This is a genomic window from Olsenella uli (assembly GCF_016899935.1).
GTDB lineage: Bacteria > Actinomycetota > Coriobacteriia > Coriobacteriales > Atopobiaceae > Thermophilibacter > Thermophilibacter uli_B.
On the sequence record NZ_JACJJK010000005.1, the window covers coordinates 37242 to 51682 of the forward strand.

Sequence of the window (14441 nt, forward strand, 5' to 3'; positions counted from 1 at the left end):
ACGCGAGGGACCGGACGGAAATCCTAACGATCGGTTAAGAGGCGCCGCGACGGGGGTCTCTCGCTCGGACGGGGGCTTGTCCCGCCACAACGGGACGCTATCATACATTGGCTAGCTGAAAATGGCCTTCCGATCAACATAATCCCAGTTCGCAAAATTCTTTCAGGTAGCCAATGTATGTTATTGGAGCAACGGCCGACTGACTCCGCAGTGCAACGGCCGCAAATGCCCCCCAGCGATACAATTTCCGTATGTCGAGGCCATCCGAGGAGGCGTCCCGTGAATCTCAAGCAGCTCGAGTACTTCGTCGCGATCGCCGAGGAGGGGCAGATCACCGCCGCCGCCCGGCGTCTGCACATCTCGCAGCCGCCGCTCTCCTACGAGCTCGCCCAGCTCGAGCGCGAGCTGGACGCCCAGCTCGTGCGACGCGGGCCGCGTGGCGTCACGCTCACCGAGGCGGGCCGGCTCCTCTACGAGCGCGCGGGGCGCATCCTCGCCATGGCCACCGCCACGGCGCGCGAGGTCTCCAGCGTGGGCAAGGGGCTCACGGGGACGCTCTGCCTGGCCATCTGCGACTCGGCCGCCGGGCTCGCGCCGGGCGGGCGGCTCGGCCCGCTCGCCGACCTCGCGCCGGACGTCTCCCTCGAGGTGCGCGAGGGCGGCGTGCCGGAGGTGCTCGAGCTCGTGGCGAGCGGCATCGCGGAGGTCGGCGTCGTGCGCACGCCGTTCGCGACCCAGGGGCTGCGCACCCGCTACGCCCCGGCGGAGCCGCTCGTGGCCGTGATGCCGCCCGCGCTGGAGCGCGGCAACGAGCTCACGGTCCTTCTCGCCCAGCTCGACGACGTGCCGATCGTCTGCGACTCCCGGACGGCGGCGTCCCTGGGCCGCGCGCCCTTCTGCGTCACCGAGGACGCCCGCACCACCTGCTCGTGCGCGGCGGCCGGCCTGGGCGTGGGCCTCGTGCCGCGCTCGCTGCTCACCATCTGCGACACCGGCCCCTGCTACATAAAGACGCTCGCCGAGAAGGACCTCGAGTCGCGCGCCGCCGTCATCTGGAAGGCCGAGCGCGCCCTCTCCCCGCTCGCCGAGCGCGCCGTCGCCCTTCTCGGAGAACTTGCCTAAAAGGGGTCTGACCCCTTTTAGGCAACAGGACGCCCCCGGAGGGAAAGGGTCCGGGGGCGCAGGAGGAAGGACGTCTTTGCGCTAGCGCTGGTCCTGGTCAGCTTGGTCGGCCTCGTCGGCGGGAGGCTCGTCGTCGGAGGGGGCGTCCTCCGCCATGCCCTCGCGGACGTTCTTGACCGTCTTTCCGATGGCCGTGCCCATCTTGGGGAGGTTCTTCGGCCCAAAGATCACCAGGACCACGAGCAGGATGACCGCCAGCTCAGGAACGCCGAGACCAAGAATCATAAGAGGTGCCTCCCCAGACGCAGGTTCTTCTCGACCCATGATAGGACGGACGGGACCTGCGGAAAAATACATATGAGAGGGGGTTGCCATACAACAGCTGTATGACAACCCCCTCGGCCGAGAAGAGCGTCGGGACGCGCCCTACTCCACCTCGTCCTGGTCGAAGACGTGGAAGCCGGCCTTCTCGATGGCCCAGCTCGCCTCGGCGGCGCTCGCCGGGTCGGCGATCTTGAGCGCGAGCACCGCCATGTCGTCGGTCGTGGAGAAGCAGTAGAAGTACTCGATGTCCACGTCGAGGTCGTCGAGCTTCTCGAGCAGGTCCGCCGCGCCGCCCGGGTGGTGCGGGACGGCGATGGCCATCACCTTGGTCTTGATGGCGCGGTAGCCGCCGGCGTCGAGCGCCGCGAGCGCGGCCGCCGTGTCGCTGCAGATGATGCGCACGATGCCGTACTCGGTGGTGTCGGCCACGGAGAGCGCGGCCATGTTGATGTTGGCGTCGCCGAGCGTGCGGCACAGCGACGCAATCCGGCCGCGCTTGTTCTCGAGGAAGACGGTGATCTGGTCAATCATTACTTGATCCCCTTTCGCAGGTCGACGATGCGCTTGGCCTTGCCCTCGCTGCGCGCGATGGTCTTGGGCTCCACGAGCTTGACGCGCACGCCCACGGAGAGCGCGGTCTTGAGGCGCGCGGACATCTCCTTCTGCAGGCGCTCGACGGCGGCCACGGAGTCGAAGGCGAAGTCGGGGTTGACCTCGGCCTTGAGCGTGACGAGGTCGAGCGAGCGCTGGTCGGTGTCGATCTCGATCTGGTACCAGGAGCTGACCTGCGGGAACGTCTTCATGACGTCCTCGATCTGGCTCGGGAAGACATTGACGCCGCGGATGATGAGCATGTCGTCGGTGCGGCCGTGGATGCGGTCGATGCGCCGGTGCGTGCGGCCGCAGGCGCACTCGCCGGGGAGGATCCGCGTGATGTCGCGCGTGCGGTAGCGCACGACGGGCGTGGCCTCGCGGTCGGTGGTGGTGAGCACGAGCTCGCCCCACTCGCCGTCGGGCAAGACCTCGCCGGTGTTGGGGTCGATGATCTCCGCGTAGAAGTGGTCCTCGGCCAGGTGCAGGCCGTCCTGCTCCCAGCACTCGATGGCCACGCCCGGGCCCATGGTCTCGGTCAGGCCGTAGACGTCGAGCACGTGGTAGTTGAGCTTGCGCTCCAGGTCGCGGCGGAAGTTGTCGGAGAAGGGCTCGGCGCCGTGGATGCCCGCGCGCAGGTGGAAGTCGCGCGCGGGGTCGATGCCCATCTCGAGGGCGGTGTCGGCGATGTGCATGGCGTAGCTCGGCGTGCAGCAGATGATCGTGGAGCCCATCTCCTTGAGCACGCGGATCTGGCGCTCGGTGTTGCCGGCGCTCATGGGAATGACCGTGGCGCCGGACCAGAGGCCGCCGTAGTGGGCGCCCAGGCCGCCGGTGAAGAGGCCGTAGCCGTAGCAGACGTGGCAGATGTCGTCCTCGCCGCCGTTTGCGTACTCGATGCCGCGCGCGAAGCACTCGCCCCAGATCTCCAGGTCGTGCTGGGTGTAGCCGCCCACCGTGGCCACGCCCGTGGTGCCGGAGGACATGTGGATCTCACGGCAGTTCTTGAGCGGCTCGGCGAACATCTGGTAGGGGTAGTTGTCGCGCATGTCCTGCTTGGTGGTGAACGGCGCCTTCTCAAGGTCGGCGAGGCTCGCGACGGAGTACGGGTCAAAACCCGCCTCGTCGAACTTCTCGTGGTAGAACGGCACGTTCTCGTAGCACTTAATCACGGTCTTCTTGATGCCCTCGAGCTGGATCTCCTCGATCTGCTCGTGGGGCATGTGAAGGATGTCCTCTTGCTTGCCCATGCGCTGCCTTTCGTCCGCGGGTACACACATCTTGAAATTGTATGTCGCCGCGGCGGCGGGCGGCCCCACCCGTCGGGGAACGGCGGGTCGGACGCGAGACGGCGGGACGGGGCGGGCGAGGCTAGCGCATCGCCTCCAGGCGCGCGAGCACGGTGCGCGTGGCCGCGATCGCGGCCTGGACGCTCTCGTCGGCGTCCTGGATCTTCTTCTGCACGTAGAGGTCGACGAACGGGTTGTCGAGAAGGACGTCGAGCGCGGAGGCGAGGCCGCCCACGTTCACGCGCAGCTCGTCGATCGCGCTCACGTCGGAGAGCTCGCGCGTGAAGACGCGCAGGTCCGCACGGGCGCGCTCGAGCGCCTCGCGGGCGTCGTTGATGCGCCAGTGCTTGAAGACGCTCGTCATGAGGCCGCCCGCCACAAGATCGAAGAGCCCCCAGTTGGTCGCGCTGTCCAGTGCGTCGGCGGCCTCCTCCAGGCTCTCGAGCGCCCTGCGACCGGCCGCCACGGCCTCGGCCACCTTGCGCCTCTCGTCCGCCGTCATGCGCGCCTCCGATCCCCGCGTTCTTCTCGCCCATGGTAGCAGGCGCGCCCGGCCCCGGAAGGTGGAAAAGGGACAGTCCCTTTTCCACGTGCACGTCGCAGAGCGCGCGGCAGGCCCTGAGAACGATACCGCTCGCGGATAAGGGCGCCTGCCCGGCAAAATGAGGCGCATACTTTGCCTATCTGTGGTCCTGAGGCACGTTACGAGGGAAGGAAAGCCCATGCTTCGAGTCGGTCTTCTCACGAGCGGCGGCGACTGCCAGGCGCTCAACGCAACCATGCGCGGCATCGTCAAGACGCTCTACCGCCAGTCCAGCGAGCCCGTGGAGGTCTACGGCTTCGAGGACGGCTACCAGGGCCTCATCTACGAGCACTACCGCATGATGGACAACCGCGACTTCTCCGGCCTGCTCACGCGCGGCGGCACCGTCCTCGGCACGAGCCGCACCCCGTTCAAGCTGCTCGACACCCCCGAGGCCGACGGCATCAACAAGGTCGAGGCGATGAAGCACACCTACCGCAAACTCAAGCTCGACTGCCTGTTCATGCTCGGCGGCAACGGCTCCACCAAGACCGCCAACCGCCTCTCCGAGGAGGGCCTGAACGTCATCGCCCTGCCCAAGACGATCGACAACGACACCTGGGGCACGGACATGACCTTCGGCTTCACCAGCTCCGTCGAGGTGGCCACCCGCTGCATCGACGAGATCCACACCACCGCGAGCTCCCACGGCCGCGTCTTCGTGATCGAGATCATGGGCCACAAGGTCGGCTGGATCCCGCTGTACGCGGGCGTGGCCGGCGGCGCCGACGTCATCCTCATCCCCGAGATCCCCTACGACATGGACAACGTGGTCCGTGTGATCGAGGACCGCGACAAGGCCGGCTCGCGCTTCACGATCGTCGTGGTGGCCGAGGGCGCCATCTCCAAGGAGGAGGCGGCGCTCTCCAAGAAGGAGTACAAGAAGCTCGTGGCCGCGCGCACCACGCCGTCGATCGCCTACGACATCGCCGCGGAGATCGACAAGCGCACCGGCCGCGAGATTCGCATCGCCGTGCCCGGCCACACCCAGCGCGGCGGCCAGCCGGACGCCCAGGACCGCATCTTCGCCACGCAGTGCGGCGTCGAGGCCGCGCTCGGCTGCCTCGAGGGCGAGTTCGGCTTCATGGTGGCCCAGAAGAAGGGCAAGATGACCCGCGTGCCGCTCAAGGACGTGGCCGGCAAGCTCAAGTACGTCGACCCCAAGGGCGACCTCGTCCGCGAGGCCAAGGCCATGGGCATCAGCTTCGGCGACGAGTAGCGGTTCTTCTCGACAGCCGGACGGAACGGGCGGGGTCCTGCGGGGCCCCGCCCGTTTGCGTGGATGCGCCAGGCGAGAAGGACGGGCGAGAAGGACGGCGCCCCCGGCGCCCGCTACAGCATGTTGCGGGCCGCGAACTCAGCCTGCACCGTGGCGAGCATGAGCTCCACGTCGTCGAGGCCGAGGTGGCGCTCGGACTCCCCCGCCTTGAGCGTGCCGCGGCGGCGCGCCCAGCTCTCGAGCGAGGCGGGACGCTGCTCGTGCGGCAAGATCTTGGTCTCGGGGTCCACACGACGGCAGATGTCGCGCGTGTCGATGGGCACCACGCGACCCGCCTTGCGCGCCTCGGCGTAGCCGTCGATGTGCAGCATGAACCAGGAGTCCTCGAAGGCGGCGTTGTGCGCCATGAACGGGTAGGCCGTGAGGGCGGCGAGAAGCGCGGCCTGGACCTGCCTGTCCTCGCGGAACGGGCGACGCCCCTCGAGGTCGGACCACTCGATCTTGTGGATGTCCGCCAGCGGCACGCCCTTCTCGGCGTACATCTCGGGCAGGCCGAAGTAGCCGGCGAAGGGGTCGTGCGGCTTGGCCTTGGGGCCCACGGTCATGAACTCCAGGCCCACGTTGATGATGTAGCCGCGCGAGGGGTCGCGGTCGGTGGTCTCGATGTCGATGCCCACGACCATGCCCGAGACCGGCGCGTCCACCCACGCCACGTTGAGGTCGCGCGCGTCCGGGCCGGCGAGGGCGCTCACCTGGGCGTCCGTCCGGTGCTGGAGCACGGCGACGGCGTGGACGAGCTCGGAGTTGGAGAGGGAGCGCGAGAGGCACGTGGGGTTCACGTCGCGCAGGCGCTCGATGCCGTAGCGGTCGCAGACGTCGCGGTTGCGGTCGGCGAGCTCGCGGATGAGGCCAAAGTCGCAGGGCTCCCTGCCGGCGTCGGCGTCACGCCAGGCGGCCATCAGCGTGACGAGCGCGTCCTCGTTGCGCGTGCGCTCGGCCGCGAGCGAGGCGTCGTCCACGAGGAACCCGGGGAACGTCAGGGCGCTCGCGCACTCTATGGCCTGGCTCAGATCCACGTTGCTCACTCCCGTCAACGGAAAAAGGCGCCGAGAAGAACCCGGCGCCTTCCTAGGCTAGCAGAACGCCCGACCGTCCCGCGCCTACTCCGCGTAAAACACGCGACCGTCGTTTCTCGGCTTGGCCTCGGGGGTCTCCGCGGGGTAGCCCAGGATGCAGTGGCCGATGCCCTCGTAGTCGCCCTCGACGCCCAGCTCGGCGAGGATGGCCTTGCCCTCGGGCGTGTCAAACTCCTCGCGGGCGCGGTGGATCCAGCAGCTGCCCAGGCCGAGCGAATGAGCGGCGAGCATGAGGTTGCCCATCACGAGGCTGCCGTCGTAGACGCGGTTGGGCTGGTCGCGCGGGGCGAGCACGACCAGGACGACCGGGGCGCCGTAGAACGGGTCGGTGCCGGGGCGGCCCATGATGTCCGCGTTCATGGCCGAGAGCCGGTCGCGCAGCTCGCTGTTCGTGACCGCCACGACGATGGGGCCCTGGCGGTTCATGCCGCTCGCGGCCCAGAGGCCGGCCTCGATCACCGCCTCGATCTTCTCGCGCTCCGGCATCTCGTCGGTGTAGGCGCGCACGCTGCGGCGCTCCTCCATGGCCCTGATGACCTCGTTCATGGCGCTCTCCTCTCGGGCTGGTCCGTCACGTTCGTTATACCCGAGAGGGCGCGGGTGCTATTCCTTGACCTCGCGCAGAAGGTCGGCGGGGTCCACGCCGTAGAGGCGCGCCAGCTTCACGAGGTTCGTCGTCGAGGGCTCCGTCTTGCCCTGCTCCCACTTGGACACGGCCTGCCTGCTCACGCCGAGCTTCTCGGCCACGAGCTCCTGCGTCATCTTGCAGCCCTCGCGGCGCTCGCGCAGCACCTCACCGAGCGAGCGGCGGGCGGCCACGGTCTCGGGGCTCTTGTCGGCCTTCTCCTGGCGCAGGAACCAGCGGATGGCGAGGACCACCAGCACGATGAAGAGGACCCACGGCACCACCCTGCCAAGGAGGATCGGGAACAAGATCATCACGAGCTCCATCGGCCCCATTCCATAGATCATGACGCCCTCCTTTCGCCGACTTTGCCCCACTGTAGCCGAGCTGCGCGGTTGCGCCCACCACCTATCGCGCAACGTGCGGTTGCGTTTGGGTTGCGGCAGCCGAGAAGGGCACGGCGCCGCTACGCCAGCGCGAGCATCCGGGAGAGCGCCCGCCGGAAGACGACGAAGTCCACGCTGCCGGACCCGCGCAGGGTGGAGAGGAAGATCGGCACCGGCACCATCTCCGGCGCCGCGACCGGCCGGCTCACGCAGCCCTCGACCGTGCCGGTGATGTCGGCCGCGACCTGGAACGCGTAGCCGCAGAACCCCTCGGGCACCCCGCCCCGCTCGCCGGCCTCCCCGTCGACCTCGACCTCCACGACCGGCGAGGCCAGCCCCCGCTCGAGGTAGGGCCGCACGACGGAGAACACGAAGTGGTCGTAGTCCACGGGGCAGAGCAGCGGGTAGGCGCCCAGCTCCCCGATCGTGAGCTCCTCGCGCGCGGCGAGCGGGTGGTCGGCGGCGAGAAGGACGCTCGAGGCGAGCGTCCCGAGCGAGCCGCACGTCACGTCGCCGGCCTCGAGCGGCGCGAGGGTGACGAGCGCGTCCACCCGCCCGGACCGCAGCTCCTCGAGCGCGTCGGCGCAGCTCGTGAGGGACGTCCGCACCTCCCTGCCGACGGCGCGGGCGGAGACGGCGGAGACGAGCGCGACCAGGCGCTCGACCCCCGGGTAGCGCGGGCAGCAGAGGCCCATGCGGAAGGGCGTCTCCGCGACCGTCGCACCCGGGCCCTCCGCGAAGCGCTCGAGCGCCTCCCACTCGTCCAGCACGCGCCGGGCCCGCGCCGCGAAGGCGCGCCCGAGCGGCGTGGGCGTGACGCCGACGCTGCGGCGCTCGAAGAGGGGCCCGTCGAGCGCGGACTCGAGCTCGGCCATGGCCTTGGAGACGGCCTGGACGGAGACGCCCTCGCGCGCGGCGGCAGCTGAGAAGCTCCCGAGCTCCACGATGGCGCACACGTACCTGACCTGCTTGATGTTCACGGCTCCTCCTCGACCGCCCGTCCCTTGTGCAGCCTTTCTATATTGGCACGCACACCCCCTCCCCCGGGCGTGACCGCCCTGCGCTAAACGGCCGGTTGAGCGCACCCCGTCGCGCTCGGCGGATTCTCGGCTCGCTCACGGGATTGAGCCGCGCGGCGGGCGGTTTCGGCCCTACAATGCGAGAAATGTGAGAACGTTTTCAGTATACCCGGCAGTGCGCCCGACGCGAGAGGCGGTCACCCATGGCAAAGAAGCAGGAGAAGCAGGCAGACGAGAAGAACACCGCGCAGGCCGCCCCCACGGCAAGGCAGCCGCTCGCGCGCTCCGCGGCGAAGGCCCGCGCCGACGCGGCGTTCCTGCGCCGCCTGCGCCGCCACCACGACGAGCTGCGCTGGCTCTACATGGAGCTCTACGACAACGGCGCAATGTTCGCCGAGCTCTGCGACCAGATGAAGGCCTTCTACGACGCGCGCCCTGAGGCGCTGCGCGCGCTCGACGAGCGCCGCGAGGGCCGCGCGTGGTATCGCGACCGCGACCTTCTCGGCATGCAGATGTACATCGACAACTTTGCCGGCAACATCAGGGGCGTCGAGGACCGCCTGGACTACCTCGAGCGCACCGGCGTCACCTACCTGCACCTCATGCCCTTCCTGGACACGCCTGCGGACAAGAGCCGCTCCGACGGCGGCTACGCGGTCTCCGACTTCCGCCGCGTCAAGCCCGAGCTGGGCACGATGGCCGACCTCGCGCACCTGGCCGAGAAGTGCCACGAGAAGGGCATCAGCCTCTGCATGGACTTCGTCATGAACCACACCTCGGAGGACCACGAGTGGGCGCGGCGCGCCCGGGCCGGCGAGGGCGAGTACATGAGCCGCTACTTCTTCACGAACGACCAGGCCGTGATCGACCAGTACACCCGCGACGTCCCCCAGGTCTTCCCCACCACCGCGCCCGGCCACTTCACCTACCTGCCGGAGCTCGGCCAGTCCGTGATGACGCAGTTCTACCCCTACCAGTGGGACCTCAACTACAAGAACCCGCGCGTCTTCAACGAGATGATGTACGACTTCCTCTACCTGGCCAACCAGGGCATGGACGTCATCCGCATCGACGCCGTCCCCTACATCTGGAAGCAGCTCGGCACCAACTGCCGCAATCTCCCGCAGGTCCACACCATCGTGCGCATGATGCGCATGATCGGCGAGATCGTCTGTCCCGGCATCGTGCTTCTCGGCGAGGTCGTGATGGCACCGGTGGAGGTCGTGCCGTACTTCGGCACCGTGGAGAAGCCCGAGTGCCACATGCTCTACAACGTCACGACGATGGCCACCACCTGGAACACCGTGGCCTGCCGCGACACGCGCCTCCTGCGCCGTCAGCTCGACGCCGTCTGCGGCCTGCCGCGCGAGTACACCTTCCTCAACTACCTGCGCTGCCACGACGACATCGGCTGGGGCCTTGACTACGCCACGCTCTCCGACTGGGGCATGGAGGAGGTGCCGCACAAGCGCTACCTCAACGACTACTTCTGCGGCCACACCGAGGGCAGCGTCTCGCGCGGCGAGCTCTACAACGCCGACCCCGTGACCGGCGACGCGCGCTTCTGCGCCACGACGGCCTCCATGTGCGGCATCGAGGCGGCGGGCTTCGAGGGCGACGCGGCCGCGATGGATACGGCCATCCGCAAGGACGTCATGCTCCACGCCTACCTGCTCAGCCAGTCCGGCCTGCCGATCATCTACAGCGGTGACGAGGTCGGCCAGGTGAACGACTACACCTACCACGACGACCCCGAGCGCGCGGACGACTCCCGCTACATCCACCGAGGCCGCTTCGACTGGGTGCTCGTGGACAAGGTGGACGAGAAGGGCACCGTCCAGCAGCGCCTCTACGACGCCCTGCAGACGCTCGAGGGCATCCGGCGCGACGAGCCGGTCTTTGGCGCGGACGCCGAGATGCGCGTCGTGGGCTACGGCGACCCGGCGATCCTGTGGATCGAGCGGCGCCTGGGCGACGAGACCCTGCACGCGGTCTTCAACTTCAGCGACGAGGACCGCACGGTCTGGATGCCGGAGCGTGCCGCCTACACCGACCTCGTGACCGGCGAGAAGGACGACGGCCTGGAGAGCTTCGAGCTCGCCGCCTGGGACTTCAGGTGGCTGCTGCGCTAGGGCGCCGGGGTCGCTAGGCCTGAGCGAGGCCGCGCAGGAAGCGGGCCGCGGAAAGGGCGGCGACGCTCGCCGAGCCGTCGGATGCGCGCTCGGCGGCGTCGGCGGCGTCGTCGAAGACCTCCGGCTCGTCCTCGCTCATGTCCGCCGCAGAGCACGCCGCGGCGACGACGTCGAGCGCGGCGGCGTCGCCGAGCCCCGTCCCGAGCGACCGGGAGACCTCGTCGCGCCCGAGGGCGAGCATCGCCCTGAACTGGTCCAGGTCCATCTCGTCATCGCCCGGCGCCCCCTCGGCCAGGCCCTCCAGCCAGGCGTCCCAGAACTCGACGGTGCCACCCGAGACGTCGAGCCTCGAGACGGCGCGCGCCGCGTCGTCGAAGAGGTCCAGGATGTCGCCTGTTGACGCGGCGATCGAGCTGCTGATGGCAGAGGCGACCTCCACCATGATGTGCCCGGCCGCGACATCGATCTGCGCCAGCTCGTCCTCCGAGGTGATGACCTCCATGCAGGCGTGCAGCAACCGCACGGCAAGCCCGTCGCGCTCGATCATGGCTCTCCCCTCAGCTCGGCGTTCCCCCTGATATTCTACGGAGGGGGGCGTTCGGGGAACTCGCTGCTCAGGCTGTGTGGGACCTACGCCTCGGCCAGCGGCGCGCGCTCGGTGCCCGGACGGCGTCCCGGGGGCATGAGCGCGAGCAGGGCGGCCATCGCAGGTGACACCGCCTTGCGCCGATGCCTGATGACGAGCAGGTCGCGCGCGAGCTCGAGTCCGTCCACCTCGATGCGCGCGAGGCGCCCCTCGGCGACGTCACGCGCGACGAGGTCCGCCGGCAGCACGGAGAGCCCGAGGCCCGCCTCCACGGCAGAGCGTATCGCCTCCGTGCTGACGCTCTCCCAGACGGGGTCGACGGCGAGGCCGTGCGCGGTAAGCGCCGCCTCGAGGAGCTCGCGCACGCCGCTGCCCCGCTCGCGCAGGACCAGCGGCTCGCGGACGAGGTCCCTCACGCCCAGTCGCCCGCCCGTGCGCCCGGGAGGGCCCACGACGACGAGCTCGTCTCGGGCAAAGGGCACGGCGACGATCTCGTCGCTGTGCACGAGTCCCTCCACCAGCCCGAGGTCGACGTCGTTGGCGAGGACGTCGCGCTCCACGCTCCCCGAGTCCTCCACCCGGACGCGCACCTTGACGCCGCCCTCGCGCTCACGGAGCGCCGAGAGGAGCCGGGGCAGGTGGCACGTGCCGCAGGTGATGCTGGAGGCCAGACGCAGCACCGAGACACCGCCCTCCCCCATCGCACGCTCGAGCTCCTCCAGGTCGTCGAGCACCTCACGGGCGTGGTCGAGCAGGCGCCTCCCCGCCTCGGTCACGTCCATGCGCCGGGAGACGCGGTCAAAGAGCGTCGTCCCAAACCGCTCCTCGAGGTCGCGCACCGCCTGGCTCACCGAGGGCTGCGAGACGCCCAGCTCCCGTGCTGCCGCGCTCACGCCGCCGCAGGCGCAGACCGCCGAGAAGAGCTCGAGATGCCTCACCGTGAGCCGACCCGCCATGTCCGCTTCCAATCAATCGGGTTTTTTGATCAAAAGTATACGAATAATAGTATTTTACATATATCTTTCGGCGGGCTACCCTCTCACGAGAAGAACCGCGGCAAGAGGGGGCGACATGGCGGACCCAGGCGAGAGGGACGACGAGCGGGGGCTCACGGGCGCCGAGGCGGCGCGTCTGCTCGAGGAGGTGGGCCCCAACGAGATCCCGGAGCGGAGGCGCAACCCCGTGCTCGCGTTTCTCGCCCGCTACTGGGGGCCCATGCCCTGGCTGCTCGAGCTCGCCGCCGCGCTCGCGCTCCTCGCGGGGCACGTCACGGAGACGGCGGTCATCCTGGTGCTGCTCACGATCAACGCCGTGGTCGGCCAGGCCCAGTCCCGGAGCGCGCAGCGCGCCGTCGCCGCGCTGGGGCGCGAGCTCGAGGCGCGCGTCCCCGTCCTGCGCGACGGTGCGTGGGCGGACATCGCGGCGCGCGAGCTCGTCCCCGGAGACGTGGTCTCGCTCGCGCTCGGGGCCATCGCCCCAGCCGACGTGCGCGTCACCTCCGGAGACGCCGACGTCGACCTCTCGGCGCTCACCGGCGAGTCGCTGCCGCGCCCCGTGGCCGCGGGCGACGGGCTCCCCGCGGGTGCCGTCATGTGCTGCGGCGCCGTGCGGGCGCGCGTCACCGCCACCGGGGAGCGCTCCGAGCTCGGCCGCACCGCCGCGCTCGTCCGCGACGCGCGCCCGCGCTCCCGTCAGCAGGGGCTGCTCTTCCAGATCGTGCGCTCTATGATGTACGTGGGCGTCGCGGCCTCGGTGGTCGTGGGCGTCCGCGCGCTGGTGGCTGGGAGCGGCCTCGTCGACGTCGCCTCGCTCGTCGTGACCTTCCTCATGGGGGCCGTCCCCGTGGCCCTGCCGGCCGTCCTCGCCATAGTGCAGGCGGCAAGCGCCCGGGCCCTGTCGCGCGAGGGGGTGCTCGTCACCCGGCTCGACGCCGTGGAGGACGCGGCGGGCATCGACGTCTTCTGCCTCGACAAGACCGGCACCATCACGGCCAACCGCCTCGAGGTCACCGAGGTCGTGCCCCTCTGCGACCGCAGCGAGGGGGACGTGCTCGCGCTCGCCGTGCTTTCCTGCGAGACCACGGGCGCCGAGGCGATCGACGCCGCGATCCTACGCGCCGCCGGGGCGCGCGGCCAGGCAGGGCGCCAGCTCGCCTACACGCCCTTCGACCCCGCCCTCAGGCGCACCGAGGCAACGGCGTGCCTCGCCGACGGCACGACCGTCCTTCTCGCCAAGGGGGCGCCGCGCACGCTCGCTCCCGAAGACGCGAACGTGCGACGTCACGTGGAGGAGCTCTCCGTGCGGGGCCTGCGCTGCGTCGCCGTCACGCTCGACGGCGCGCCCCTGGGGCTGCTCGGGCTCTCGGACCCGCCGCGCGAGGACGCCGCGGAGCTCGTCGCCCGCGTTCGCGCCCACGGCGTCCGCCCGCTCATGCTCACCGGGGACGACGTCGCCGTCGCGCGCGAGGTGGCACGGTCCGTGGGGATCGGAGACCGCCTCCTGCGCGCCGCCGACCTGAGGGGACTCGCCGAGGCCGACCAGATCGCGCTCGTGGAGGCGTCCGACGGCTTTGCCGAGGTGCTGCCGTCGGACAAGCACCTCATCGTGCACCTCCTCCAGGAGGCGGGCCACTCCGTGGGCATGACCGGGGACGGCGTCAACGACGCTCCCGCCCTCGCCCAGGCGGAGCTCGGCTGCGCCGTGGACGGCGCAACCGACGTGGCCCGGTCCGCGGCGTCCGCCGTGCTCACGCGAGAGGGGCTCGGTGGCATCGTGGACGCGCTCGACGAGAGCCGCCGCAGCTACCAGCGCATGCTTACGTGGGTCGTCAACAAGGTGACCAAGGTCGTCGAGGTCGTCGCGCTCCTCTCCGCGGGATATCTCCTCACCGGGGACATGCTCGTGTCGCTCATGGGCATGAGCCTGCTCGTCCTCGCCAACGACTTCGCGACGATGTCGATAGCCACGGACAACGTGCGGGCCTCGAGCTCCCCTGACGCCTGGGACCTGCGCTCCGTCACGACGGCGGCCGGCGCGCTCGGGGCGCTCTTCGCCCTCGAGGACCTGCTCGTCGCGTCGCTCGGCGCATTCGTACTGCACCTCGACGCCGCGCAGCTCCAGACACTCGTGATGTATGCGCTCGTGGTGAACTCGCAGGTGCGCATCCTCACGGTCCGCGAGCGGGGACACCTCTGGGCGAGCAGGCCGTCGGCGGGGATGCTGGCGGTCGCCGCCCTGGTCACGACGCTCTTCACCGCGCTCGTCCTTCTCGGCTGGCCCGTGCCCGCGCTGGCCCCGGCCGCCGTGGCCGCCACGCTGGCGGCCTGCGGCGTCGGCGGGCTCGCGCTCGACGCCGCCAAGGTCGCACTCTTCCGGCGCTTCGGCGTCGGCTGAGCGTGGCCCCGGGACGTCGAGGGGCCCGAGCGCGTC

Annotated in this window: 14 protein-coding genes; 4 read left to right on the top strand and 10 right to left on the bottom strand. The window is 70.0% G+C overall.

What is annotated here, in order from left to right; translation table 11 throughout:
* Nucleotides 1-279 precede the first annotated feature (279 nt).
* Entirely contained in the window at nucleotides 280-1122 is an 843-nt protein-coding gene (locus H6A07_RS05625; protein WP_204813959.1) for a LysR substrate-binding domain-containing protein, read from the top strand.
* Nucleotides 1123-1203: 81 nt separating this feature from the next.
* Here the strand turns inward: H6A07_RS05625 and H6A07_RS05630 are convergent, their stop codons facing one another.
* The 4 genes from H6A07_RS05630 to H6A07_RS05645 form a co-directional block, all read right to left on the bottom strand.
* Nucleotides 1204-1407, bottom strand: coding sequence for a Sec-independent protein translocase subunit TatA/TatB (locus tag H6A07_RS05630; RefSeq protein WP_204813960.1), 204 nt, complete (start codon nucleotides 1405-1407; stop codon nucleotides 1204-1206).
* 141 nt (nucleotides 1408-1548) lie between these two features.
* A complete protein-coding gene (locus tag H6A07_RS05635; RefSeq protein ID WP_204813961.1) occupies nucleotides 1549-1977 on the bottom strand; it encodes a hypothetical protein in 429 nt (142 codons plus the stop codon).
* Nucleotides 1977-3287 carry a phenylacetate--CoA ligase family protein gene (locus H6A07_RS05640; RefSeq protein ID WP_204813962.1) on the bottom strand — a complete coding sequence of 437 codons (1311 nt, stop codon included), beginning with the start codon at nucleotides 3285-3287 and terminating at the stop codon, nucleotides 1977-1979. Before H6A07_RS05640 ends, H6A07_RS05635 begins: the two co-directional genes overlap by 1 nt.
* Before the next feature lie 121 nt (nucleotides 3288-3408).
* Nucleotides 3409-3828: a hypothetical protein gene (locus tag H6A07_RS05645; RefSeq protein WP_204813963.1), complete on the bottom strand. Its 420-nt coding sequence runs from the start codon at nucleotides 3826-3828 to the stop codon at nucleotides 3409-3411.
* A gap of 220 nt (nucleotides 3829-4048) precedes the next feature.
* Here H6A07_RS05645 and H6A07_RS05650 point away from each other — a divergent pair, with 220 nt between their 5' ends.
* Complete coding sequence (locus tag H6A07_RS05650; protein WP_204813964.1) at nucleotides 4049-5128, top strand: 6-phosphofructokinase; 1080 nt, start codon at nucleotides 4049-4051, stop codon at nucleotides 5126-5128.
* A 113-nt stretch (nucleotides 5129-5241) separates the two neighbouring features.
* Here H6A07_RS05650 and H6A07_RS05655 read toward each other — a convergent pair whose 3' ends face one another.
* The 4 genes from H6A07_RS05655 to H6A07_RS05670 form a co-directional block, all read right to left on the bottom strand.
* Nucleotides 5242-6204 carry a DNA polymerase III subunit epsilon gene (locus H6A07_RS05655; protein ID WP_087226826.1) on the bottom strand — a complete coding sequence of 321 codons (963 nt, stop codon included), beginning with the start codon at nucleotides 6202-6204 and terminating at the stop codon, nucleotides 5242-5244.
* 84 nt (nucleotides 6205-6288) lie between these two features.
* Nucleotides 6289-6810: a nitroreductase gene (locus tag H6A07_RS05660; protein ID WP_204813965.1), complete on the bottom strand. Its 522-nt coding sequence runs from the start codon at nucleotides 6808-6810 to the stop codon at nucleotides 6289-6291.
* Nucleotides 6811-6867: 57 nt separating this feature from the next.
* Entirely contained in the window at nucleotides 6868-7236 is a 369-nt protein-coding gene (locus H6A07_RS05665) for a helix-turn-helix domain-containing protein (RefSeq protein ID WP_239471102.1), read from the bottom strand.
* A 119-nt stretch (nucleotides 7237-7355) separates the two neighbouring features.
* A complete protein-coding gene (locus tag H6A07_RS05670) occupies nucleotides 7356-8255 on the bottom strand; it encodes a LysR family transcriptional regulator (protein ID WP_204813966.1) in 900 nt (299 codons plus the stop codon).
* A 242-nt stretch (nucleotides 8256-8497) separates the two neighbouring features.
* On the opposite strand from H6A07_RS05670, the gene H6A07_RS05675 reads away from it, so the two are divergent.
* Nucleotides 8498-10426: an amylosucrase gene (locus tag H6A07_RS05675; RefSeq protein ID WP_204813967.1), complete on the top strand. Its 1929-nt coding sequence runs from the start codon at nucleotides 8498-8500 to the stop codon at nucleotides 10424-10426.
* Between the two features lie 13 nt (nucleotides 10427-10439).
* Here H6A07_RS05675 and H6A07_RS05680 read toward each other — a convergent pair whose 3' ends face one another.
* Nucleotides 10440-10973, bottom strand: coding sequence for a DAK2 domain-containing protein (locus tag H6A07_RS05680; protein WP_204813968.1), 534 nt, complete (start codon nucleotides 10971-10973; stop codon nucleotides 10440-10442).
* Nucleotides 10974-11056: 83 nt separating this feature from the next.
* Complete coding sequence (locus H6A07_RS05685) at nucleotides 11057-11968, bottom strand: LysR family transcriptional regulator (RefSeq protein ID WP_204813969.1); 912 nt, start codon at nucleotides 11966-11968, stop codon at nucleotides 11057-11059.
* A gap of 115 nt (nucleotides 11969-12083) precedes the next feature.
* Here H6A07_RS05685 and H6A07_RS05690 point away from each other — a divergent pair, with 115 nt between their 5' ends.
* Nucleotides 12084-14405, top strand: a complete 2322-nt coding sequence (locus H6A07_RS05690) for an HAD-IC family P-type ATPase (protein WP_204813970.1) — start codon at nucleotides 12084-12086, stop codon at nucleotides 14403-14405.
* The last annotated feature ends 36 nt before the right edge of the window (nucleotides 14406-14441 follow it).